Source organism: Cognatilysobacter tabacisoli, from assembly GCF_003586305.1.
Lineage (GTDB): Bacteria > Pseudomonadota > Gammaproteobacteria > Xanthomonadales > Xanthomonadaceae > Cognatilysobacter_A > Cognatilysobacter_A tabacisoli.
In genome coordinates this window covers 740799-764440 of record NZ_KZ987400.1, presented here as the reverse complement: position 1 = coordinate 764440, position 23642 = coordinate 740799, and the positions used below count along the sequence as shown (strand labels likewise).

The window sequence follows — 23642 nt, the reverse complement described above, 5'->3', positions numbered from 1 at the left end:
CGGGTGCGGCGGCAGGCGCGGCGACCGGCTCACCGCTCGGCCTCCACCTGGCGCAGCTTCACCTCGCCGGTGAGCCACGCCACGTCGATGTTCCATGCCGCCTGCTCGCGCCGCAGCTGCACACGGCCGCCGGTCGACGCGCCGTCGGCGAAGAACACGATCGCGCCCTCGCCCTCCGACGGCTGCAGCTCACGCGCGCCGGTGAACGTCACGCCGAGCGTATCGGGCACGGTGCCGCTGCGGTTTCGCGGCGCGGTCCACGCATGCGCCTGCGGGTTGATCGTGAAGCGCTGCGGCTGACCGGTGGCGATCGCGTGGGTGCGGGTGAAGCGCAGCTGCGCGGCGATCTCGCGCGCCTCGCTGCGCAGCTGGAGGCCGGCCATGCCGCCGCCGAACGCCGCCATCGCCAGCACGCTGGCGCCGGCGATCAGCGCGACCACGAGCAGCATCTCCAGCAACGACACGCCGCGGACGCGATGCTGCATGGTCGTGGCCTGCGCCGGCGCTTACTCGTAAACGATGTCGGCGTCGACGCTGGTGCCGCCCGGCTGCCCGTCCTTGCCGAGGCTGACCAGATCGAAATCGCGCGATTCACCCGGGGTCCGGTAGTCGAAAGCGCGGCCCCACGGGTCCTTCAGTTCGGCCTCCTTCGCATACGGGCCGAGCCAGCCGCTGGCGTCGCCGGGCTGTGTGACCAGTTCGTCGAGCGAGGCCGGCAGGCGGCCGGTGTCCATCTGGAACGCCTCGATCTTGCCGGCCAGGGTCGACACCTGGGACTTGGCCAGGTTGTAGTCGCCTCGGTCCTTGCCGCCAATCACGCGGGTGCCGACGAACGCGATCACCGCGCCGATCAGCACGATGACGATGATGATCTCGATCAGGCTCATGCCGCGCTGCGCGGCGGCGGACGGGGAGCGGGTCAGGGAACGGCGGTTGCGCATCGTCGGGTCCAAGTTCAAACGTCGGTGGAAGGAAGTCGGAACGGAGCGCCGGCCGGGCCGCGAGCTCCATTCGCGCTATAGGGTTGCCTGTGCCCGATTGTGCGCGAGCGCGCGGCCGTGGTGCACGCTTGCGCGGCGCGGTTGTCGGAACAGACAGCTAGATAAATCACGCGATGGCCTCGGGACAGCGCTTCTTTTGGATGCGCACGGCGCTGGAGCATGCGGCTGCGGCAACCGTGGAGAAGGCGAATGCCGCGCTGAAGCCGGATCGTCGCGACTCCGGCCCGCCGCAGCGCGGCGGGCGTTCGCAGGGCCTGCGCGGCAGTGCCGCGCGAGCAGGCCCTGCTCACCCAATCGCGCTCGTAAGGTCGTACAGCGGCATCAGCACCGCGATCACCACGATGCCGACGATCCCGGCCAACACGATCGTCACCACCGGCACCAGCGCCGCAAGCAGGCGGTCGAGCGCGAGCCCGGTTTCGGTCTCGAACGTCTCGGCAGTCTTGACCAGCATCGCGTCGAGCGCGCCGGACTCCTCGCCGACCTGCACCATCTGCAGCGCCAGGCGCGGGAAGCGCTTGCCCTTGCCGAGCGCGATCGACAGCGGCACGCCGTTCTTGACCTCGGCCGCGGCGGCGTCGACGTCGGCGGCCAGCACGCGGTTGCCGAGCACGTTGCGGCCGATGCCCAGGGCCGTCAGCAGCGGCACGCCGTTGCGCACGAGCGTGCCGAGCGTGCGTGCCAGCCGCGCGGTCTCGATCTTGGCCACCAGTCCACCGGCGAGCTTGCGCCGCAGCAGCCACCCGTCGAAGGCCTCGCGAAACACCGGGTCGCGGCGCTTGCGGTCGAACCACAGCGCGGCCAGCGCCGGCACCACCAGCAGCACGATCCACCAGTCGCGCACGAACAGGCCCAGCGCCAGGATGATCTTGGTGAAGAACGGCAGCGGCGCGTCCAGGCTCTCGTACATCTGCGCGAACTGCGGCACCACGTAGCCGAGCAGGAACAGCAGGCTCAGGCCGACCATCACCAGCAGGATCGCCGGGTAGATCAGCGCGTTGATCACCCGTCCCTGCAGCGCGCGCGCGCGCTCGAGGTAGTCGGCCAGCCGCGCGAGCGTCTCGTGCATCGTGCCGCCGGCCTCGCCGGCGCGGACCATGTTGACGTACAGCCGCGAGAACGTGCCGTGCTGGCGCTCGAGCGCGGTCGAAAGCGCGCTGCCGCCGCGCACCGCGTCGCGCACGTCGGCGATCGTGCGGCGCGCCGCTTCGTCCTCGGGCAGTTCGAGCAGGATCGTCAGCGCGCGGTCGAGCGGCTGGCCGGCGCCGAGCAGCGTCGCCAGCTGCTGGGTGAACTGCACCAGCCGCGCGCCGGCGAACGGCTTGGGCTTCAGCAGCGCGCGCCAGGTCGACGCGCCGCCGCCCTCGCTCGCCAGCCGCGCCTCGATCGGCAGGTGGCCCTGCTCCTGAAGACGCGCGACGACCTCGCCGTTGCTGGCGGCCTCCATCTGGCCGTCGAGCACTTCGCCGCGGGCGTTCAGCGCCTTGTAGTGGTAGAGCGGCATCGCTTACGCGTCCTCGGTCACGCGCAGCACTTCCTCGATCGTGGTCTCGCCGGCCAGCGCCTTGGCGATGCCGTCCTCGTACATCGTGCGCATGCCGGCGTCGCGCGCGAGCTGCTCGAGCTCGCCCATGCCGGCGTGGCGCATCACCGCGCGCCGCAGCTCGTCGTTCATCACGAGGAACTCCATGATCGTCGTGCGGCCGAGGTAGCCGGTCGGCGCCAGCGCCGAACCGCGCGCGCGGTACAGGTGGATCTCGCCGTCGGGCTGGTAGCGGCGCAGGCCGAACTTATCGATCTGCTCCGGCGAGGCGGCGTAGCGCTCGGCGTGGGTCGGCTCGAGCCGCCGCACCAGGCGCTGGGCGAGGATGCCGTTGATCGTCGACGTCAGCAGGTAGTCCTCGACGCCCATGTCGAGCAGGCGGGTGATTCCGCCGGCGGCATTGTTGGTGTGCAGCGTCGACAGCACCAGGTGGCCGGTCAGCGCCGACTGGATCGCGATGCGCGCGGTCTCGAGGTCGCGCATCTCGCCGATCATGATGATGTCCGGATCCTGGCGGACGATCGACCGCAGCGCGTGGGCGAAGTCGAGCCCGATCTGCGGCTTGGCCTGGATCTGGTTGATGCCCTCGAGCTGGTACTCGACCGGGTCCTCGACGGTGATGATCTTGACGTCGGCGGTGTTGAGCTTGCTCAGCGCGGTGTACAGCGTGGTGGTCTTGCCCGAGCCGGTCGGGCCGGTCACCAGCAGGATCCCGTGTGGCTGGTCGAGCACCTTCTGGAACTGCGGCAGGAAGTGGTCGGTGAAGCCGAGCCGCTTGAAGTCGAACACCACCGTCTCGCGGTCGAGCAGGCGCATCACCACGCTCTCGCCGTGCGCGGTCGGCATGGTGCTGACGCGCAGGTCGAGCTCCTTGCCCTGCACGCGCAGCATGATCCGGCCGTCCTGCGGCAGGCGGCGCTCGGCGATGTTGAGCTTGGCCATGATCTTGATGCGGCTGATCACCGCCGCGGTCAGGTTGGCCGGCGGGCTCTCGCCCTCGATCAGCACGCCGTCGACGCGGTAGCGGACCTTCAGCCGGTTCTCGAACGGCTCGATGTGGATGTCCGACGCGCGCAGTTCGACCGCGCGCTGGATCACGAGGTTGACCAGCCGGATCACCGGCGCCTCGGAGGCAAGGTCGCGCAGGTGCTCGACGTCCTCGAGGTCGCCGCCGGTCTCGCCCTCGGCGGTCTCGACGATCGCCCCCATCGCGCTGCGGCCCTGCCCGTACCAGCGCTCGATCAGGTCGTCGATCTCCGAGCGCAGCGCCACGTGCGGGCGCACGTCGCGGCCGGTGGCCAGACGCACGGCGTCGAGGGTGTAGGCATCCTGCGGGTCGGCGAGCACGACGTCGACGATCGACTCGCTGTCGGCGATCGGGCAGACCGCGAACTGCTTCATGAACTTCAGCGTGAGCGCCACGCCTTCCGGCGGGAGTTCCGGCGCGTCCTTGGTGCTGACCAGCGGCAGGTCGAGGACCTCGGCGCAGGCCTCGGCGTGGTCGCGCTCGGACACCAGGCCCAGCCGGGTCAGCAGGGTCAGCAGCCCGCCGCCGGTTTCGTCCTGCAGCCGGCGCGCGCGCGCGAGGTCCGCGTCCTTGAGCCGGCCCTTGGCCAGCAGCGCGGCGACGATGCGCTCGTCGGCGCTTTCTCCGTCCGGCGCATGCGAGTGGGTATCCACGACTGCATTCACGACTGTTCTCCGTGCGTCCCCGGACTTTAGCAGCTGGGCATAGCGTGGCCGACGCCGCGGATCCGTGCCGAAGCGTAGCCCACCGGGGGCTCCGAGTTCGCCGCGGCAGTCCACCGGCCGTGCACGAGCACGGCATGGCCGGTGCCGCCGGCCGGACGCGTTGCCCCTGCTGTGTGGAGACGCGATCCGGCCTGGCGCCGGGACATGGGGCCTCCGCACGGTAGCCGCCACACAAACAGGGGAAGACAATGAAATTTCGATTCAGGCCCCGCTACGGGGCCGCGCTGGCATGCGCGTGCGTGGCGTTGGCCGCCGCGGCCGGGCCGGCCGTCGCAGCGACTGCCACCTGCCAGCGCGGGGAGCCCAGCGCGGTCATCCAGGGCAGCGACCCGCGCACCGAGGCCGACTTCGTCCTGACCAACGGGACGTGGGTGCCGAACACGATCCAGCTGACGCCGCAGCCCGGCAATAGCGGTTCCAAGCCCAAGCGCAGCAGCGGCGGGCTCTACGCCTGGACGCAGACCGGCGGCACGGCGGTCGCGCTGGAAACCGGCACCGACAACCAGGGCGACCTGTACGCCCGTTTCCAGGCGCCCGACGTCGCGGTGCAGACGCCGCTGACGTTCCAGCTCCAGGTCAGCTGCGTTGGCGCCAACGGTGTCCTCCAGACCGCCACCGACACGGTGACGGTGAACCTGCAGAACAGCCACTCGGCCAACCTCGCGCCGGAGGCGACCGCCAGCGCCAGCCCGGCGCTCGTCACGGACGGCGCCACGGTGCAGCTGCTCGGCAGCGGCACCGATGCCGATGGCGACACGCTGAGCTACCGATGGACGCAGGTGGACGGACCGGCGGTCGCGCTGGCCGATGCGGATGCGGCGAACACCAGCTTCGTCGCGCCGAATACCGCCGGCAGCGGCGGCGCAACGCTCACGTTCCGACTGACGGTGTCCGACGCGCAGCTGAGCGACGTGGCCGAGGTCACGGTGAACGTGTCGTGGGTCAATGACCCGCCGGTCGCGCAGCTCGCCTGTCCGATGGACCTGCTCGAGCTGTCCGAAGGCGAAGCGTTCTCGCTGGACGGCAGCGCATCGCAGGACCACGAGGACGGCACCACCCTCGAATATGCGTGGAGCGGCGGCCCGTGGACCACGCTGACGTCGGGCTGGGACGGCTCCGCGGTGCTGCCGCTGGGCGACTTCGCGACCAGCGCCATCGCGCTCACCGCACCGCAGCTGGGCTACCAGCAGGTCGGAAAATTCACCTACCGGCTCACCGTCACCGACTCCGGCGGCCTGTACACGTTCCGCGAGTGCGACGTGTTCGTCCGCGACGTGACGCCGCCGACCCTCGGCGTGCCCGCCGGGACCATCAGCGCCGAGGCGACGTCGGCAGCCGGCGCGCACGTCGGCGCGGATCAGGGCTATCTGGTGTCCGCGAGCGACCTCGTCGACGGGCCGCTGCCGGCGGTGAACAGCGGCGAGTACTTCGTCTGCGAGCCCGCGCCGGGCACGCTGTTCGCGCTCGACGCGACCACGCCGGTGCTGTGCGTTGCCACCGACTCGGCGGGCAATGGCGCCGAAGCCGGATTCGGCGTGCGCGTGGTCGACACCACCGCCCCGGTCGTCAGTGCGCCGCTGTCGCAGGCGGCGGAGGCCACCGGGCCTGCGGGAGCCGTGGTCGAGTTCAGCGCCACCTCGGACGACATCGTCGATGGCCAGCGCCCCGCCACGTGCGTGCCGGCCTCGGGCAGCACCTTCGCGCTGGGCGACACCGCCGTGACCTGCAGCGCGACCGACGCGCACGCCAACGTCGCCGAGCCCAGGTTCTTCACGGTCAGCGTCCTCGATACCCGGCCGCCGACGATCGGGAACCTGCCCGGCGACCAGACCGTGGAGGCCACTTCGGCGGCCGGCGCGAGCGTCGGGTTCGCGCCGACCGCGATCGACGTGGTGGCCGGCGCGGTGCCGGTGTCGTGCACGCCGGCATCCGGATCCACGTTCCCGCTGGACGAAACGACCACGGTGACGTGCACGGCATCCGACGACTTCGGCAACGCGGCCACCGCCGGCTTCACCGTCACCGTGCGCGACACCACGGGCCCGCTGATCGCCCCGCACGCCGATGTCGAGGCGGCGGCGACCGCCAACTCGCAGGCCGTGGTGGCCTATGCGCTGCCGACCGCGCACGACCTGGTGGATGGTCCGGCGACCGTGACGTGCCTGCCGGCCAGCGGCAGCAGCTTCGCCGTCGGCACCACCCCGGTCACCTGCACGTCCGCGGACAGCCGCGGCAACCAGGCCGCGCCGGTGCAGTTCAACGTGGTCGTGTCGTACGTCTGGACCGGATTCTTCGCGCCCGTCGACAACCCCGGCACGTTCAACACGGTGAAGGCCGGCAGCGCGGTCCCGGTGAAGTTCCGTCTCGGCGGCAACCAGGGGCTCGCGATCTTCGCCGCCGGCTCGCCAGCGTCGGGCGCGATCGCATGCAGCGCGAGCGATGGCGACGCCGTCGAGGAAACCGTGACGGCCGGCAGCAGCAGCCTCCAGTACGACGCGACTGCCGGGCAGTACCTCTACGTCTGGAAGACGGACAAGTCGTGGACCGGCCAGTGCCGTGTGCTGAAGCTGGTCCTGCGCGACGGGCAGGTCCGCTCCGCGCTGTTCAAACTGAAGTAACGCAGCGCCCGCGCAAGCGGCGCGCACCAGGCCTGGCCCGCGAGGGCCAGGCTTTCTTCGTTTGCACGCCGCGCATGGCGACCGCGCCTACGCGCCGGGCGCCGGCGCGGTCCGGGCACGCCGTCAGCCGACGAACACCCGCGCGTTGCGGAACATCCGCAGCCACGGCGATTCGTCCGGCCAGTCGCGTGGCGCCCAGCTGAAGTTCGCGCTGCGCGGCGTGCGCTCCGGGTGCGGCATCAGGATCGTGGCGCGGCCGTCGGCGCTGCTCAGCCCGGCGACGCCGTCGGGCGATCCGTTCGGGTTCAGCGGGTACTGCGTGGCCACCTGGCCGTGACCGTCGATGTAGCGCAGCGCCACGGCGGCCGCCGACTGGTCGAGCGCGCTGTCGAATGCCGCGCGGCCCTCGCCGTGCGCGATCGCGACCGGAATGCGCGAGCCGGCCATGCCGCGCAGCAGCACCGACGGGGTCTCGACGACTTCCAGCAGGCCCAGCCGCGCTTCGAACTGTTCGCTGCGGTTGCGCAGGAACACCGGCCAGTGCTCGGCGCCGGGGATGATCGGCTTGAGCTGGGCCATCATCTGGCAGCCGTTGCAGACGCCGAGCGAGAACGTGTCCGGACGCGCGAAGTACGCCGCGAACGCCTCGCGCAGCGCGGCGCGCTCGAGGATCGACGTCGCCCAGCCGCGGCCGGCACCGAGCACGTCGCCGTAGCTGAAGCCGCCGCACGCCGTCAGGCCCTTGAAGCCGTCGAGCGTCACGCGGCCGGCGATCAGGTCGCTCATGTGCACGTCGACCGCCTCGAAGCCGGCGCGGGTGAACGCCCATGCCATCTCGTAGTGGCTGTTGACGCCCTGCTCGCGCAGCACCGCCACGCGCGGGCGCGCGCCGGCGTTGACGAACGGGGCGGCGACGTCGTCGGCCGGGTCGAACGTCAGCTTCGGCTTCAGACCCGGCGCGTCGAAGTCGCGCGCGATCGCGCGCTCCTCGTCGGCGCACTCCGGGTTGTCGCGCAGCTTCTGCAGCGCGTGCGTGGTCGACCACCAGGCGTCGAACAGCTCGTCCCAGCGCCACTCGGCGAGCGTGTCGCCGTCGCGGCGCACGCGCACGGTCGGAGCCGAGGTGGCCAGCACCGGGCGCGCGATGCGCTGGGCGCAGTCGATCAGGCCGTGCCGCGCGACGAGGTCGGCGAACTCGGCGCGGTCGTCGCCGCTGACCTGGACGATCGCGCCGAGCTCCTCGTTGAACAGGGTGCGGAACGGGTCGTCGCCCCAGCCGTCGAGCGTGATCTCCAGCCCGACGCGCGAGCAGAACGCCATCTCGCACAGCGCGGCGAACGCGCCGCCGTCGGAGCGGTCGTGGTACGCCGCCAGCAGGTTGGCCTCGCGCGCCTCGCGGACCAGTTCGAAGAAATCGCGCAGCCGCTGCGGATCGTCGAGATCCGGCACGCCGGACTCGCCGCGCTCTGCGACGCCCGCGAACGCCGGCAGCGACGAGTGGCCATTGGCGTCGGCCGCGTCGGGGTGGCACTGGGCCAGCACCGAGCCGCCGAGGCGCTGCTTGCCGGCGCCCAGGCCGATCAGCCACAGCTCGCTGTCGCCGTCGCGCTCGAGCTGCGGGGTCAGCTGGCGGCGCACGTCGGTCACCGCGGCGAACGCGCTGACGATCAGCGACACCGGCGACACCGACTTGTGCGCCTGCCCGTCCTGCTGCCACTGCGCCTGCATCGACAGCGAGTCCTTGCCGACCGGGATGCTCAGCTCGATCTCCGGGCACAGTTCGATGCCCACCGCCTTGACCGCGTCGAACAGCAGCGCGTCCTCGCCGGGGTGGCCGGCCGCGGCCATCCAGTTGGCCGACAGCTTGATCCGCGCCAGCGACTCGACCGGCGCGGCGCACAGGTTGGTGATCGCCTCGCCGACCGCCATGCGCGCCGCGGCGCCGGCGTCGAGCAGCGCCAGCGGGGTGCGCTCGCCGATCGCCATCGCCTCGCCGACGAAGCCGTCGAACCCGGTGAACGTGATCGCGCAGTCGGCGACCGGCAGCTGCCACGGGCCGACCATCTGGTCGCGCGCGGTCAGGCCGCCGACGCTGCGGTCGCCGATCGTGATCAGGAAGTTCTTGGCCGCGACGGTCGGGTGCGCGAGCACGCGCAGCGCGGCCTCGCGCAGGTCCAGTCCCTGCCACTGCAGCGCCGGCCACGGCGCCGGCGCCGGGTGGCGCGCGTCGCGGTGCATCTTCGGCGGCTTGCCGAACAGCAGGTCCATCGGCAGGTCGATCGGCCACTCGCGCGACGCGTCGCGCGCGGTCTCGACCGTGGCGCCGTAGCCGACCACCAGCCGCTCCTCGGCGGTGGCATGACCGACGACCGCGAACGGGCAGCGCTCGCGCGCGCAGATCGCGGCGAACTCGTCGACGCGGTCGGGCGGCAGGCCGAGCACGTAGCGCTCCTGCGACTCGTTGCACCACAGCTGCATCGGCGAAAGCGACGGATCGTCGTTCGGCACGCGGGCCAGGTCGATGACGCCGCCGAGGCCGGAGTCGTGCAGCAGCTCGGGGATCGCGTTCGACAGGCCGCCGGCGCCGACATCGTGCGCGCTGGCGATCGGGTTGCGCGAGCCGAGCGCGACGCAGCGGTCGATCACTTCCTGGCAGCGGCGCTCCATCTCCGGGTTGTCGCGCTGCACGCTGGCGAAGTCGAGGTCCTCGGCGCTCTCGCCGGACGCGACCGAGCTGGCCGCGCCGCCGCCGAGGCCGATCAGCATCGCCGGGCCGCCGAGCACCACGACCGCATAGCCTGGCTTCAGCCCGAGCTTGGCGACCTGCTCGCGGTCGATCGCGCCGAGGCCGCCGGCGAGCATGATCGGCTTGTCGTAGGCGCGCGCGTGGGTGCCCTCGTCCAACTCGAACGTGCGGAAGTAGCCGGTCAGGTTCGGCCGGCCGAACTCGTTGTTGAACGCGGCCGCGCCGAGCGGGCCGTCGAGCATGATGTCCAGCGCCGGCGCCATCCGCGGGTTCAGCGCGCGCGTCGTCTCCCACGGCTGCGGCAGCGTCGGGATGCGCAGGTGCGACACGCTGAAGCCGCACAGGCCCGCCTTCGGCTTGCCGCCGCGGCCGGTCGCGCCTTCGTCGCGGATCTCGCCGCCGTTGCCGGTGCTCGCGCCGGGGAACGGCGCGATCGCGGTCGGGTGGTTGTGGGTCTCGACCTTGATGCAGAACGCCGAATCGGCGGTCGGCTCGGCGCGGTACGTGCCGGTCGCCGGATCGGCGCGGAAGCGCTGGCTGGCGTAGCCCTCGACCACGGCGGCGTTGTCGCTGTACGCCGACAGCGTGTGCTCGGGCGTGTGTGCGTGGGTGTTCTTGATCATCTTGAACAGCGACTGCGGGCCACCGTTGACGGTCGCCTCGCGGCCGTCGATGGTCCACGACGCGTTGAAGATCTTGTGCCGGCAGTGCTCGGAGTTGGCCTGCGCGAACATCATCAGCTCGACGTCGGACGGCTGCCGGCCCAACGCGGCGTAACGCTCGCGCAGGTAGGCGATCTCGTCGTCGGCCAGGGCCAGGCCGAGGCGCGCGTTGGCGGCCTCGAGGTCGTCGAGCGCGATGCGCTCGAGCTCGCCGCGCGGCGGCACCGCGAACAGGCCCTCGCCCGCCTCGCGCGTGTCGAGCAGCGACTCGGTCATCGGGTCGTGCAGCACCTTGGCCAGCGCGGCGGCGGTGGCGGTGTCGGCCGGCCAGCCCGTGAGGTCGTAGCGGGTGCCGCGTTCGACCCGGTGCACCGGCAGCCCGGCGCCGCGCAGCAGCTCGGTCGCCTTGCTCGCCCACGGCGACAGCGTGCCCAGCCGCGGGGTGACGTAGCGCGAGACCGCGCCGTCATCGCGCGCCGCCGGCTGCGCGCCGGCCTGCAGGATGCGGTGCAGCGCGTCGGCATCGGGCACGGCGCCGGCGTCGGGCTGGACCCAGTACACGGGCCAGGCGCCGAGCAGGCGGACGTCGGGATGCAGGGCTTGCAGGCGGGACTGCAGGCGTTCGCGGCGGAACGCGGAAAGGGCCGAGGGGCCCTCGAGGACGATCATGTCCGGGAAACCGTGGTCGAAACGGGCCGGCCATTGTAGCCGAGCGCCCGGGGCGGCCCGGCGGGCGCGGCCCCGGCAGGCGTCCCGGCGGCCGGGACGCCTGCGGTGGCGGGATCAGGCCCCGGCGGGCGCCGCGGGCTGGCCGCCTTCGCCGGCGATCTTGTCCAGCGCCGCGCGCAGCTGCGCCGGCGGCACGTAGCCGCCGAGTTGGGTGCCGTCGGCGGTCAGGATCATCGGCGTGCCGGTCAGGCCGGCGCGCTGGCCGATGTCGTACTGCATGCGCACGGTGTTGTTGCAGTCCTTGGCCGGCAGGCGGCCGTCGGACTTGGCGGCGGTCAGCGCGGCCTTGCGGTCGCTCGAGCACCACACCGACACCATCTTCTTGAAGTCCTCGCTGCCCACGCCCATCCGCGGGAACGCCAGGTACTCGATCGCGATGCCCTGCCGGTTGTACTCGGCGATCTCGCTGTGCAGCTTGCGGCAGTAGCCGCACTCGACGTCGGTGAACACCGACACGGTGTACTTCGGGTTCGGCGGCGCGAACACGATGCGCTCCTTCGCCGGGATCTGGCGCAGCAGCTCCTGGCGCATCGAGGCCAGCGCGCCCTCGCTGAGGTTCTTCTTGGCGGCCACGTCGAACAGCGCGCCGCCCGAGCCGGGCAGGAACAGGTACTTGCCGTCGTCGCTGACATAGACGACCTGCCCGGCGACGACCGCCTCGCGGAAGCCCGGGATCGGCGCAGCGCCGACGCGGTCGACGGTGACGCGCGGGTTCAGTGCGCGGATCGCCTCGGTCGCGCGCGCGTCGGGCGTGCCGGCGACCGGCGCGGCCGCCTTCGCGGGCGCCGTGGCCTGGGCCGTGCGCGCCTGCGCGCCGGCATCGGCGGTCGCACCCGGCTGTGGCGCCTGCGCGCAGGCGGAGAGGCTCATGGCCCCGAGCAGGGCAAGGGTGATGCGCTTCATCGAAAAGGTCCTATCGGGGGATGGCGTCGACCGCGGTCGCCATTGGACGCCGCGTGCGGCGCAGGGTTCCCGCCGATTGTGGCATGCAGCGGCGGATCGGCCCGTGCCCTGGTTCGCCGTGCGGGCTGGACGCCTGCCTGGACGGGCCTCGCGGCCTCACGCTGCCGCGTCGGGCCGGGCCCGGCGTCGCGACGGGTGGCGCGTCGCGGGGGATGGAAGGCGGGCGTGGCCGGGCGGCGATTGCGGCGCTGGTCGAACTCGGGCTTGAGGCGCGGAGGCCGGGGCCTCGGGTCGCCGGGTCCGGCGCGAAGCGTCTGGGCATTGAGGATTGCCGCGCAAGCGGCAGCGCTAACGCGCTGAAGTCGAACCGCGGCGACTAGGCTCGCGCGTCCAGCGCTTGCCAAGTCGCTCCGGCCGAGGGCTCCTGCCCCCGGCGTGAAATGCCGCGCGATAAGCGAAACGACCGGGAACGCGCTGAAGTCGAGTCGCTGCGACCCGGCCGGCAGCAGCGCGGCGGGCGTTCGCACGCCCTGCGCGGCAGTGCGCGCTTGAAGCCAGAACGTGCTGAAGCCGATGCGTTGCGACCCCGGCCCAGGCGCGCGGCGCTTGGGCGTTCGGCAGTGCGCGCGGCAGTGCCGCGCAAGCGGGAGTGCTGACGCGCTGAAGTCGAACCGTGGCGACTAGGCTCGCGCGTCTAGCGCTCGCCAAGTCGCTCCGGCCGGGGGGCTCCTGCCCCCGGCGTGAAATGCCGCGCGATAAGCGAAAGGACCGGGAACGCGCTGAAGTCGAGTCGCTGCGACCCGGCCGGCCGCAGCGCGGCGGGCGTTCGCACGCCCTGCGCGGCAGTGCGCGCTTGAAGCCAGAACGTGCTGAAGCCGATGCGTTGCGCCCCCCGGCCCAGGCGCGCGGCGCTTGGGCGTTCGGCAGTGCGCGCGGCAGTGCCGCGCAAGCGGGAGTGCTGACGCGCTGAAGTCGAACCGCGGCGACTAGGCTCGCGCGTCCAGCGCTCGCCAAGTCGCTCCGGCCGGGGGCTCCTGCCCCCGGCGTGAAATGCCGCGCGATGGTCCGCAGGACCATCGCAAGCGCGGCATTTCACCCCCTCGGGTGGTGTTGCGCGTGGAGGCGCTTGAGCTGTTCGCGGGCGACCAGGGTGTAGATCTGCGTGGTCGACAGCGACGCGTGGCCGAGCAGCATCTGCAGCGCGCGCAGGTCGGCGCCATGGTTCAGCAGGTGCGTCGCGAAGCTGTGGCGCAGCCCGTGCGGGCTGACCCGGCGCGGGTCGATGCCGGCCGCCGCGGCGTACCGCTTCACCAGCGTCCAGAACTGCTGCCGCGTCGGCGCCTCGCCGCTGGCGTTGAGGAACAGCGGCGCCAGGGCGCGCTTGCCGGCCAGCTGCGGGCGCGCGTGCGCGAGGTAGCGTTCAAGCCAGTGCTGCGCTTCCTCGCCCAGCGGCACCAGCCGCTCCTTGCTGCCCTTGCCCATCACCCGCAGCACGCCCTGGCGCAGGTTGACGGCGGTCGACGGCAGGTCGACCAGTTCGCTGACGCGCAGACCGGCGGCGTACATCAGCTCGAGCATCGCGCGGTCACGCAATCCCAGCGGCTGCTCGACGTCGGGCGCGGCCAGCAGCGCCTCGATCTCGCTCTCGGCCAGCGCCTTCGGCAGCGAGCGCGGCAGCTTCGGCGGCTGCAGCAGCGCGGTCGGATCGTCGACGCGCGCGCCGCGGCGCACGCACCACGCGTAGTACGCGCGCAGCGCGGACAGCAGGCGCGCGTTGCTGCGCGGTGAATACCCGTCGCCGCTGCGCGCGGCCAGGTAGTCGAACAGCATCGCGCGATCGGCGCCGGCCAGCCCGCCGCCGCGGCCTTCGCGCCAGCGCGCCAGGCCTTCGAGGTCGCGCCGGTAGCTGTCGAGCGTTTGCCGCGCGAGCCCCGACTCGGCCCACAGCGCCTCGAGGAAGCGCTCGATCTCGATGGCATCGGCGTCGCCCAGCGGCGGCAGCGCCATGGCGTGCTGGCGGCGCTCGGCGGGGGTGCGCGCGCGCGTGTCGCTCGGCGAAGTCATGGCCGGAGCTTAGCGGCTATGCTTTTGCGATGACATCGAACGAACCGCACCCCGCGCCGCGCGCGCTGGTCGGCTGGCGCCTGCTGGCGCTGGTCTACGACCTGATGCCGGTGGTCGCGCTGTGGCTGCTGGCCTCGGCGCTGTTCACCTTCGGCTACTACCTCGCCGGCCACGACGCGCGCGAGAACATCGCGCCGTTCAGCCCGGTGCAGGTGCTGCTGTGGGTCGCGTGCTGGGCGCTCAGCGGCGCGTACGCGACGATCAGCTGGCGACGCGGCGGGCAGACGCTCGGCATGCGCCCGTGGCGACTGCGGGTGGTCGGCGGCGACGGCGCCGCCCCGTCGTGGCGCGCCCTGTGGGCGCGCTACGCGGTCGGCACCGCCTCGCTGCTGCTGGCCGGCGCGGGCTTCTGGTGGGCGTGGGTCGACCGCGACCGACTGACCTGGCATGACCGCGCCAGCGGCACCCGGATGCGGCGCGAGCCGAAACGCTGATCGGCCCCGGCCCCGGCCCCGGCCCCGGCCCCGGCGCCGGGTGCCGCCCGCGGAGGCGCGCACCCGCGCAACGCTGCATCCGTCCGGCGCGGATCCCAGAACCTGTGCCGCGCGTCATCCTCGACGCCCGCCACGGAGGACCTCCCATGCACGCACCCCGCCCGATCCGGCTGTCGCTGATCGCCGCCACGCTCGCCTTCGCCGCCGCCGGCACCGCCCACGCGCCGCTGGCCACCGCCGCCGCGCCGATGGTCAAGACCCAGGCGCCCGGCTACCACCGGATGATGCTCGGCGACTTCGAGGTCACCGCGATCTCCGACGGCACGGTCAAGCTGCCGATGCTCGACCTGCTGACCAACACCACGCGCGAGCAGACCGCGGCCGCGCTGAAGGCCCACTTCCTCGACCACCCGGTCGAGGCGTCGGTGACCGCGTACCTGATCAATACCGGCAGCCGGCTGGTGCTGGTCGACACCGGCGCTGCCGGGCTGTTCGGCCCGACGCTTGGCAACGTGCTCGCCAACCTGCAGGCCGCCGGCTACCGGCCCGAGCAGGTCGACGCGGTGCTGATCACGCACATGCACCCGGACCATGTCGGCGGACTGATGGCCGGCGGCCAGCGGGCGTTCCCGAATGCGACGGTGCACATCGACGCCGCGGACCCGGCGTACTGGCTCAGCGAGGCCAACCTGAAAGCGGCGCCGGACAGCGCCAAGGGCTTCTTCCAGGGCGCGATGGCGTCGGCCAATCCGTACGCCGCCGCCGGCAGGCTCAAGACGTTCTCAGGGCGCACCGAACTGGTCCCGGGCGTGACCGCGATGCCGTCGCACGGGCACACGCCGGGACACACGACCTACGTGGTCGAAAGCCAGGGCAAGAAGCTGGTGCTGTGGGGCGACCTGATGCACCTGGCCGCCGTGCAGTTCAAGAACCCGGACGTGACCATCCAGTTCGACACCGACAGCGCCCCGGCCGCCGCCGAACGCCGGAAGGCCTACGCCGACGCGGCGAAGGAGGGCTACCTGGTGGCCGCGACCCACCTACCGTTCCCCGGCATCGGCCACCTGCGCCCCGCCGACGACGGCGTGGGCTACACGTTCGTGCCGCTGAACTACTCGTCGCTGAAGTAGGCCGGCGTAGTTCGATCGGAAACGGCGCGCGGGGGCGCGCCGTTCTTGTTTCGGCGGCCGGCACGCGACGGCGCGAGGGGACGCGCGGCGATGCGCGCAGGGGATCGAGCCACCTGCTCAAGACGAGGCGTTCCGCTTCCGGCCCGTCGCAGCGCGGCGGGCGTTCGGCAGGGCGCGCGGCAGTGCCGTGCGGGGATGCGGTCGCTTGCTTAAGGCTGGTCGGTTCGCTTCCGGCCCAAGCGCATGGCGCTTGGGCGTTCGGCAGTGCGCGCGGCAGTGCCGTGCGGGGATTCGGTCGCTTGCTTAAGGCTGGTCGGTTCGCTTCCGGCCAAAACGCATAGCGTTTTGGCGTTCGGCAGTGCGCGCGGCAGTGCCGCGCGGGGATTCGGTCGCTTGCTTAAGGCTGGTCGGTTCGCTTCCGGCCAAAACGCATAGCGTTTTGGCGTTCGGCAGTGCGCGCGGCAGTGCCGCGCGGGGATTCGGTCGCTTGCTTAAGGCTGGTCGGTTCGCTTCCGGCCAAAACGCATAGCGTTCTGGCGTTCGGCAGTGCGCGCGGCAGTGCCGTGGGAGGATACGGTCGCTTGCTTAAGGCTGGTCGGTTCGCTTCCGGCCAAAACGCATAGCGTTTTGGCGTTCGGGCGCGCGCACGGCAGTGCCGTGCGAGCAGCGCGCCCTCACCCACTCCGCTTTTTGAACAGCCAGGCGGAGACGCCGACCATCACCAGCGTCGGCAGCAGGTAGGCCACGCGGTAGTCGAACTTGAACACCTCGGCGAGCTTGACGAACTGCGTCTGCAGCAGCCAGAAGCCGAGCGCGAACACGATGCCGACGAACAGCCGCCGGCCGAGGCCGCCGCTGCGCAGCGTGCCGAACGCGAACGGCACCGCGGCCAGGCACAGCGCCAGCACGTTGATCGGATAGAACCAGCGGCCCCAGTAGTGCTCTTCGAACTCGCCGGCGTCGAGCGCGTTGCGCCGCCGGTACTCGATCGCGCTGCGCAGCTCGGCCGCGGACAGGTAGCGCGGGCGATCCATGTCGGCGCTGAGCGCGGTGGCGTCGAGCTTCGACGCCCAGCGCTCCTCCGGGATCCGGATCTGGGTCGCCGAGGTGTCGGTGAACGTCGTGCGCGTCACGTCGCGCAACAGCCAGCCGCCCGGCCGGTGCTCGGCACGCTTGACCATCGCGACCGACTTGAGCCGCCCGTCCTCCTCGAACTCGAACAGGCGCACGTCGCGCAGCTCCAGCCAGCGGTCCGTGCCGTCGTCGCGCTCCTCGCCGCCGTTGGCGTTGAGGATGATGTCGCCCTCGCGCGCCCACAGGCCCGAGTACTGCGCGACGATCATGTTGTCGGACTTGGCCGAGGCCTTCAGCGCGTCGGCGCGGCGCTGGCCCCACGGGCCGAGCGTCTCGCCGTTCACGACCATCAGCGCGGTCAGGATCATCAGCGAGCCGGCCACCGCGATGCTCAGGCGCCGGCGCGACAGGCCCAGCGCGCGCAGCGCGGTGAGCTCGGAACTCGCGGCCAGCTGGCCAAGGGCCATCAGCGAGCCGATCACCGCCGCGGTCGGGAACAGGTAGTGCGCGCGGCGCGGCACGGTGTACGCCATGTACGCGACCGCCTGGCCGAAGCCGTAGCCGCCCTTGCCGACGTCGCTGAACTCGCCGACCAGGCTCAGCATCACGTCCAGGCCGAGCAGCACGCCCCAGGTCAGCAGCACCGTGCCGAGCACGACCTTGCCGACGAACACGTCGTGGATCTTCGGGAACGGCTTCATGCGGCGGCCCTGCGCAGCAGTCGCGGGGCGCGCACCCGGCCGTCGCGGAAGTACAGCCACAGCGCCACGGCCAGCAGCGGCAGCAGCATCCACCACAGGCCCAGCGGCCCGGCGATCTTGCCGTCGGCCAGCCAGTTGGTGCCCAGCCGCGCGAGGAACACGCTGACCAGGTACGCGAGGAAGCCCATCAGCATCGGGCCGTAGCGGGCCTGGCGCGGCGTGCTGCGGGCCAGCGGCACCGCCAGCAGCGCGAACGCCAGCGTCATCAGCGGCGGCGCCAGCCGCGCGTGCACCTGCGCCATCGCCTCGCGACGCGAGTCGCCGAGCAGCTGCAGCGTCGGCAGCAGCTCCGGGTCGTTGGGGTCGTAGCGGCTCTCGCCGGCGGCCACGTGCACCTGGTTGCGCGCGTAGCGCAGCAGCCGGTAGTCGAGTCCGCCGCCGAGCGGGCCCTCGACCTCGAAGCCGCGGTTGAGGGTCAGGAAGCGCTCGCCGTTCTCGTCGACCGTCAGCTCGCCGTCGTTGGACGTGATCACGTCGAGGCGGTCCTCGGACTGGCGGTAGACGAACACCCGGCGGAAGCGGCTGCCGTCGGTCGACATGCTGCCGACGAAGATCACCCCGCCGCCGCCCGGGATCTCGGTGAACGTGCCCGGCTGCAGGCCGGCGACGATCAGGTTGCGGTTGGCCTCGTTGACCATCTGCTTGGACTGGCGCTCGGCCCACGGGCCCAGCCACAGCGAACATACCGCCACGACCACCGCGATCGGCACGGCGACCCACATCAGCGGGCGCAGCAGCCGCGGCGGGCCGACCCCGATCGACGCCAGCACCGGCATCTCCGAATCGCGGTACAGCCGGCCGATGCCGAGCATCAGCCCCAGCAGCAGCGCCATCGGCAGGATCAGCGGCAGCCAGTTCAGCAGCAGCAGGCCGAGCTGGGGGAACATCATCCCGACCGGCACCCGGCCGGCGGCGATGTCCTTGAGCACGTCGGCGAACACGCCGCCGAAGCTGACGATCAGCAGCACCGTCAGGGTGGCGAACGTCGCCTGGGCGAGTTCGCCGATCAGGTAGCGGTCAAGCTTGGGCATCAGGCGTCGGCTTCGGCATCCGGGGTGGTTGCATTAGACTGCGGGGCTTGTCGTGACGCCCCGGATAGGACCGTGGGGCGCCCCGCGGCCCGCCACCGCTCGGCGCGTGGGGCCCGGACCGGCGTCCAGGGCGGCCTCCGCGGCCGTGGACCGCCGGATTGTACGGAAACACCTTCCCTCTTACTCCCCCCGGAATCTGTTCGATGGCCTTGGAATTCGACCTGAACCACGCTGCGCCGGCCACCACGGCCGCCGATTGCGTCGTGATCGGCGCCTACGCCGACGGCACGCTGACCGCCGCCGGCCAGGCGCTCGACGCCGCCAGCGGCGGCCGCATCGCCGCCCTGCTCGAACGCGGCGACGCCGGCGGCAAGACCGGCAAGACCGCGCTGCTGCACGACCTGCCCGGCGTCACCGCGCCGCGCGTGCTCGTGGTCGGGCTGGGCGACGCCGCCAAGTTCGGCGTCGCCCAGTACCTGAAGGCCGTCGCCGACGCCGCCCGCACGTTGAAGGCCGGCCCGGTCGCGACCGCGCTGCTGACCCTGACCGAGGTGCCGGTGCAGGGCCGCGACGCCGCCTGGGCGATCCGCCAGGCCGCGATCGCCGCCGACCACGCCTGCTACCGCTACACCGCGACGCTGAAGAAGAAGGACGAGCCGGGCCTGCGCACGCTGCTGCTGCAGGGCGACGACGGCACCGCGCTGGCGCAGGGCAAGGCGATCGCCGCCGGCGTGCAGTTCGCCCGCGAGCTCGGCAACCTGCCGCCGAACATCTGCAATCCGGCCTACCTCGCGCAGCAGGCGCAGCAGTTCGCCGCGCGCTTCGACAAGGCCGAGTGCGAGGTGCTCGACCGCGCGCAGATGCAGGAGCTCGGCATGGGCTCGCTGCTCGCGGTCGGCCGCGGCTCGGCCAACCCGCCGAAGCTGGTCGTGCTGAAGTGGAACAACGGCGGCGACGCCAAGCCGTTCGTGCTGGTCGGCAAGGGCATCACGTTCGACACCGGCGGCATCAACCTCAAGACCCAGGGCGGGATCGAGGAGATGAAGTTCGACATGTGCGGTGGCGCCACCGTCATGGGCACCTTCGTCGCCGCGGTCGGCATGCAGCTGCCGGTCAACCTGGTGGTCATCGTGCCGGCGGTCGAGAACATGCCCGACGCCGACGCGTACCGCCCGTCCGACGTGCTGACCAGCATGTCCGGCAAGACCATCGAGGTCGGCAACACCGACGCCGAGGGCCGCCTGATCCTGTGCGACGCGCTGACCTACGCGCAGCGCTTCGAGCCGGCCGCGCTCGTCGACGTCGCGACGCTGACCGGCGCGTGCATGGTCGCGCTCGGCAAGTACGCCTCGGGCCTGATGAGCAAGCACGACGACCTCGCCAACGAGCTGCTCGGCGCCGGCGAGCACGTGTTCGACCGCGCGTGGCGCCTGCCGCTGTGGGACGAGTACCAGACGATGCTCGACTCGACCTACGCCGACGTCTACAACATCGGCGGCCGCTGGGCCGGCGCGATCACCGCCGGCTGCTTCCTCGCCCGCTTCGCCGAGGGCCAGCGCTGGGCGCACCTGGACATCGCCGGCAGCGCGTCGGACGAGGGCCGCAAGGGCATGGCCACCGGCCGCCCCGTCGGCCTGCTGAGCCAGTGGCTGCTGGACCGCGTGGCGTGAGGCCGCGCGCCGCCGCGGCGGCGCCCTGCCCCGCCCGCTGACGCCGATGCCGCGCGCCGACTTCTACCTGATCACCACGCCGCGGTTCGAGGCCGAACCGCTGCGGCTGGTGTGCGAACTGGTCCGCAAGGCGCACGCCGCCGGGCTGCCGACGCTGGTGCTCGCGCGCGACACCGCGCAGGCCGAATCGCTCGACGACCTGCTGTGGGACATGGGCGAGGACGCCTACATCCCGCACCAGATCGCCGGCCTCGACGAGGACGAGGACGAGGCCGACGTGCTGATCGCCCCGCCCGGACACGACGCCGCGCTGCGCCCGCTGGTCATCAACCTGCGCGACGCGCCGGTGCAGGGCACGTTCGACCGCGTGCTCGAGGTGGTGCCGGCCGACGCGTCCGCGCGCGGCCCGCTGCGCGAGCGCTGGAAGCACTACCAGTCGCTCGGCTTTGCGTTGAACAAGCACGACATGTAGCCGTCCGGGCGACGGCGGCACGGCACCGGCACGCACCGGTTCGCCGCCCGCCGGCGCCCCACCCCCACTGCCGATCCCGACCCGATGACCACGCTCTCGCCCAGCTACGACCCGACCGACTTCGAGACCCGCCTGTACCAGCAGTGGGAAAGCAGCGGCGCGTTCAAGCCGCGCGGCGAGGGCCAGCCCTATTCGATCCTGCTGCCGCCGCCGAACGTCACCGGCACGCTGCACATGGGCCACGCGTTCCAGCACACGCTGATGGACGCGCTGGTGCGCTACCACCGCATGCGCGGCTTCGACGCGCTGTGGCAGATGGGCACCGACCACGCCGGCATCGCCACCGAGATGGTGGTCGCGCGCAACCTCGCCCTTGAAGGCAACGGCGAGACCCGCGACTCGCTCGGCCGCGAAGGCTTCATCGGCAAGGTGTGGGAGTGGAAGCAGCAGTCCGGCGACACGATCGAGCGGCAGATGCGCCGGCTCGGCACGTCCGGCGACTGGTCGCGCAGCGTGTTCACGATGGACCCGATGGCGGCCGAGGCCGTGGTCGAAGCGTTCGTCAAGCTGCACGAGCAGGGCCTGATCTACCGCGGCCAGCGGCTGGTCAACTGGGACCCGGTGCTGAAGACCGCGATCTCCGACCTGGAAGTCGTCAACGAGGAAGAGGACGGCCACCTGTGGTCGATCTCGTACCCGCTCACCGACGGCAGCGGGGCGCTGGTGGTCGCGACCACGCGCCCGGAGACCATGCTCGGCGACACCGCGGTGATGGTGCACCCCGACGACGAGCGCTATGCGCACCTGATCGGCCGGACCGTGACCCTGCCGCTGACCGGCCGCGAGATTCCGGTCATCGCCGACGCCTACGTCGACCGCGAGTTCGGCACCGGCGTGGTCAAGGTCACCCCGGCGCACGACTTCAACGACTACCAGGTCGGCCAGCGCCACAAGCTGCCGATGATCAACATCTTCACCCCCGACGCGGCGACCAATGACGCCGTGCCGGAGAAATACCGCGGCCTCGACCGCTACGTCGCGCGCAAGGCGGTGCTGGCCGACCTCGAGGCCGCCGGCCTGCTGATCGAAACCAAGCCGCACAAGCTGCAGGTGCCGCGCGGCGACCGCACCAACCAGGTGATCGAGCCGTACCTGACCGACCAGTGGTTCGTGAAGATGGACGGCTTCGCCGCGCGCGGGCTCGAGCTGGTCGAGCGCGGCGACGTCAAGTTCGTTCCGCCGAACTGGATCAACACCTACCGCCACTGGATGGAGAACATCCAGGACTGGTGCATCAGCCGCCAGCTGTGGTGGGGCCACCGCATCCCGGCGTGGTACGACGCCGCGGGCCGGATCTACGTCGGCCGCAGCGAGGCCGAGGTGCGCGCCGCGCACGGGCTCGCCGGCGACGTCGCGCTGACCCAGGACAACGACGTGCTCGAGACGTGGTTCTCGTCGGCGCTGTGGCCGTTCAGCACGCTCGGCTGGCCGAACGACAACCTGATGCAGCAGCGCGGCTTCGACCGCTACCTGCCGACGTCGGTGCTGGTGACCGGGTTCGACATCATCTTCTTCTGGGTCGCCCGGATGATCATGACGACCGACCACTTCACCGGCCGCGTGCCGTTCAAGGACGTCTACATCACCGGCCTGATCCGCGATGCGCACGGCCAGAAGATGTCGAAGTCCAAGGGCAACGTCCTCGACCCGATCGACATCATCGACGGCATCAGCCTCGACGACCTCGTCGCCAAGCGCACGACCGGGCTGATGAAGCCGACCGATGCGCCGAAGATCGAGAAGGCGACGCGCAAGGAGTTCCCCGACGGCATCGCCGCGTTCGGCGCGGACGCGCTGCGCTTCACGATCGCCGCGCTGGCCGGGCACGGGCGCGACATCAAGTTCGATCTCGGGCGCGCCGAGGGCTACAAGAACTTCTGCAACAAGCTGTGGAACGCCACGCGCTTCGTCCTCATGAACACCGAGGGCGCGAGCTACACCGGCGTGCCTACGCCTGCGACCGACGCCGAGCGCTGGATCCTCGCGCAGCTGGCGAAGACCGCCGCCGAGGCCGAGCAGCACTTCGCCGCGTACCGCTTCGACCTGCTCGCGCAGTCGCTGTACGAGTTCGCGTGGAACAACGTGTGCGACTGGTTCCTCGAGTTCGCCAAGCCGGCGCTCAACGGCGACGACGCGTCCGCCGCCGACAGCACCCGCCACACCCTGCTGTACGTGCTCGAGCGGCTGCTGTCGCTGCTGCACCCGCTGGTGCCGTTCGTGACCGAGGAGCTGTGGCAGGCGGTCGCGCCGAAGCTCGGCATTGCCGAGCGCACGATCATGCTGCGGCCGTACCCGCAGGCCGCGGACTTCGCCGGCGCCGACTACACGGCGGCCGAGGCCGACATCGAGTGGCTCAAGGCGATGGTCACCGCGCTGCGCCGGATCCGCAGCGAGCTCAACGTCGCGCCGTCGAAGCTGGTGCCGCTGCTGCTGGCCGACGGCACGCCGGCCGACCGCGAGCGCGCCCAGCGGTTCGACTCGCAACTGCGGTTCCTGACCCGGCTGGAGCGGATCGAGTTCATCGCCGACGCGCAGGCCGCGCCGGCGTCGGCGCCGGCCGTGGTCGGCGAGCTGACCCTGCTGGTCCCGCTGGAAGGCCTGGTCGATCTGTCGGCCGAACGCGCGCGCCTGGACAAGGAGATCAAGCGCGTGCAGGGCGAGATCGCCAAGTGCAACGGCAAGCTCGCCAGCGAGACCTTCGTGCAGAACGCGCCGGCCGCGGTGGTCGAGCAGGAGCGCAAGCGCCTGGTCGACTGGAACGTGCAGCTCGACGGGCTCACCGCCCAGCGCGCGAAGCTGGGGTGAGCGCGGCCTGCTAGCGCGGCACGGCCGCGCAGGCCGCGCGAACGCCCGCCCCGCTGCGGCGGGCCGGGCGACCGACCTCGCCGTCGTGCAGCACTCGCAGCGCGCCCCGACATCTGGACTCGCGCCT

General features: G+C 71.9%; 15 protein-coding genes. 6 read left to right on the top strand and 9 right to left on the bottom strand.

Going from position 1 to position 23642, the window contains the following annotated elements; translation table 11 throughout:
• Positions 1-29: 29 nt before the first annotated feature.
• The 4 genes from xpsH to gspE all read right to left on the bottom strand — a co-directional run bounded on the left by xpsH (position 30) and on the right by gspE (position 4224).
• Positions 30-485, bottom strand: a complete 456-nt coding sequence (gene xpsH, locus D3A60_RS03415) for a type II secretion system protein XpsH (protein WP_119717279.1) — start codon at positions 483-485, stop codon at positions 30-32.
• 21 nt (positions 486-506) lie between these two features.
• Positions 507-941, bottom strand: a complete 435-nt coding sequence (gspG, locus tag D3A60_RS03410; RefSeq protein WP_119717278.1) for a type II secretion system major pseudopilin GspG — start codon at positions 939-941, stop codon at positions 507-509.
• 346 nt (positions 942-1287) lie between these two features.
• On the bottom strand, positions 1288-2505 hold the full coding sequence (gene xpsF / locus D3A60_RS03405; protein ID WP_119717277.1) for a type II secretion system protein XpsF: 1218 nt from the start codon (positions 2503-2505) through the stop codon (positions 1288-1290).
• 3 nt (positions 2506-2508) lie between these two features.
• Positions 2509-4224 carry a type II secretion system ATPase GspE gene (gene gspE / locus D3A60_RS03400; RefSeq protein ID WP_407062756.1) on the bottom strand — a complete coding sequence of 572 codons (1716 nt, stop codon included), beginning with the start codon at positions 4222-4224 and terminating at the stop codon, positions 2509-2511.
• A gap of 260 nt (positions 4225-4484) precedes the next feature.
• Between gspE and D3A60_RS03395 the strand changes: the two genes are divergently transcribed.
• The gene (locus D3A60_RS03395; RefSeq protein WP_119717275.1) at positions 4485-6914 is read left to right on the top strand and encodes a PxKF domain-containing protein; all 2430 of its coding nucleotides are present in this window, start codon (positions 4485-4487) and stop codon (positions 6912-6914) included.
• 123 nt (positions 6915-7037) lie between these two features.
• Here D3A60_RS03395 and purL read toward each other — a convergent pair whose 3' ends face one another.
• The 3 genes from purL to xerD form a co-directional block, all read right to left on the bottom strand.
• Positions 7038-10991, bottom strand: coding sequence for a phosphoribosylformylglycinamidine synthase (gene purL / locus D3A60_RS03390; protein ID WP_119717274.1), 3954 nt, complete (start codon positions 10989-10991; stop codon positions 7038-7040).
• A 114-nt stretch (positions 10992-11105) separates the two neighbouring features.
• A complete protein-coding gene (locus tag D3A60_RS03385; protein WP_119717273.1) occupies positions 11106-11954 on the bottom strand; it encodes a DsbC family protein in 849 nt (282 codons plus the stop codon).
• A gap of 1092 nt (positions 11955-13046) precedes the next feature.
• Positions 13047-14018, bottom strand: coding sequence for a site-specific tyrosine recombinase XerD (gene xerD / locus D3A60_RS03380; protein ID WP_119717272.1), 972 nt, complete (start codon positions 14016-14018; stop codon positions 13047-13049).
• A 29-nt stretch (positions 14019-14047) separates the two neighbouring features.
• On the opposite strand from xerD, the gene D3A60_RS03375 reads away from it, so the two are divergent.
• Together D3A60_RS03375 and D3A60_RS03370 are read left to right on the top strand one after the other, a co-directional pair.
• Entirely contained in the window at positions 14048-14512 is a 465-nt protein-coding gene (locus tag D3A60_RS03375; RefSeq protein ID WP_119717271.1) for an RDD family protein, read from the top strand.
• A 146-nt stretch (positions 14513-14658) separates the two neighbouring features.
• Complete coding sequence (locus D3A60_RS03370) at positions 14659-15642, top strand: MBL fold metallo-hydrolase (RefSeq protein WP_119717270.1); 984 nt, start codon at positions 14659-14661, stop codon at positions 15640-15642.
• A 674-nt stretch (positions 15643-16316) separates the two neighbouring features.
• Here the strand turns inward: D3A60_RS03370 and lptG are convergent.
• Positions 16317-17417: an LPS export ABC transporter permease LptG gene (gene lptG / locus D3A60_RS03365; protein ID WP_119717269.1), complete on the bottom strand. Its 1101-nt coding sequence runs from the start codon at positions 17415-17417 to the stop codon at positions 16317-16319.
• The gene (gene lptF, locus D3A60_RS03360; protein ID WP_119717268.1) at positions 17414-18508 is read right to left on the bottom strand and encodes an LPS export ABC transporter permease LptF; all 1095 of its coding nucleotides are present in this window, start codon (positions 18506-18508) and stop codon (positions 17414-17416) included. The genes lptG and lptF overlap by 4 nt, the downstream gene beginning before the upstream one ends.
• 203 nt (positions 18509-18711) lie before the next feature.
• On the opposite strand from lptF, the gene D3A60_RS03355 reads away from it, so the two are divergent.
• The 3 genes from D3A60_RS03355 (at position 18712) to D3A60_RS03345 (ending at position 23515) form a co-directional block, all read left to right on the top strand.
• Positions 18712-20178 (top strand): leucyl aminopeptidase, encoded by a 1467-nt coding sequence (locus D3A60_RS03355; protein ID WP_119717267.1) that lies wholly within the window; start codon positions 18712-18714, stop codon positions 20176-20178.
• A 46-nt stretch (positions 20179-20224) separates the two neighbouring features.
• Positions 20225-20650, top strand: a complete 426-nt coding sequence (locus D3A60_RS03350; RefSeq protein ID WP_119717266.1) for a DNA polymerase III subunit chi — start codon at positions 20225-20227, stop codon at positions 20648-20650.
• Between the two features lie 84 nt (positions 20651-20734).
• Complete coding sequence (locus D3A60_RS03345; RefSeq protein ID WP_119717265.1) at positions 20735-23515, top strand: valine--tRNA ligase; 2781 nt, start codon at positions 20735-20737, stop codon at positions 23513-23515.
• Positions 23516-23642 lie beyond the last annotated feature (127 nt).

Coding starts and splice junctions, on each gene's coding strand:
- xpsH (WP_119717279.1), bottom strand. CDS start 485: ATGCAGCATCGCGTCCGCGGCGTGTCGTTGCTGGAGATGCTGCTCGTG.
- gspG (WP_119717278.1), bottom strand. CDS start 941: ATGCGCAACCGCCGTTCCCTGACCCGCTCCCCGTCCGCCGCCGCGCAG.
- xpsF (WP_119717277.1), bottom strand. CDS start 2,505: ATGCCGCTCTACCACTACAAGGCGCTGAACGCCCGCGGCGAAGTGCTC.
- D3A60_RS03395 (WP_119717275.1), top strand. CDS start 4,485: ATGAAATTTCGATTCAGGCCCCGCTACGGGGCCGCGCTGGCATGCGCG.
- purL (WP_119717274.1), bottom strand. CDS start 10,991: ATGATCGTCCTCGAGGGCCCCTCGGCCCTTTCCGCGTTCCGCCGCGAA.
- D3A60_RS03385 (WP_119717273.1), bottom strand. CDS start 11,954: ATGAAGCGCATCACCCTTGCCCTGCTCGGGGCCATGAGCCTCTCCGCC.
- xerD (WP_119717272.1), bottom strand. CDS start 14,018: ATGACTTCGCCGAGCGACACGCGCGCGCGCACCCCCGCCGAGCGCCGC.
- D3A60_RS03375 (WP_119717271.1), top strand. CDS start 14,048: ATGACATCGAACGAACCGCACCCCGCGCCGCGCGCGCTGGTCGGCTGG.
- D3A60_RS03370 (WP_119717270.1), top strand. CDS start 14,659: ATGCACGCACCCCGCCCGATCCGGCTGTCGCTGATCGCCGCCACGCTC.
- lptG (WP_119717269.1), bottom strand. CDS start 17,417: ATGAAGCCGTTCCCGAAGATCCACGACGTGTTCGTCGGCAAGGTCGTG.
- lptF (WP_119717268.1), bottom strand. CDS start 18,508: ATGCCCAAGCTTGACCGCTACCTGATCGGCGAACTCGCCCAGGCGACG.
- D3A60_RS03355 (WP_119717267.1), top strand. CDS start 18,712: ATGGCCTTGGAATTCGACCTGAACCACGCTGCGCCGGCCACCACGGCC.
- D3A60_RS03350 (WP_119717266.1), top strand. CDS start 20,225: ATGCCGCGCGCCGACTTCTACCTGATCACCACGCCGCGGTTCGAGGCC.
- D3A60_RS03345 (WP_119717265.1), top strand. CDS start 20,735: ATGACCACGCTCTCGCCCAGCTACGACCCGACCGACTTCGAGACCCGC.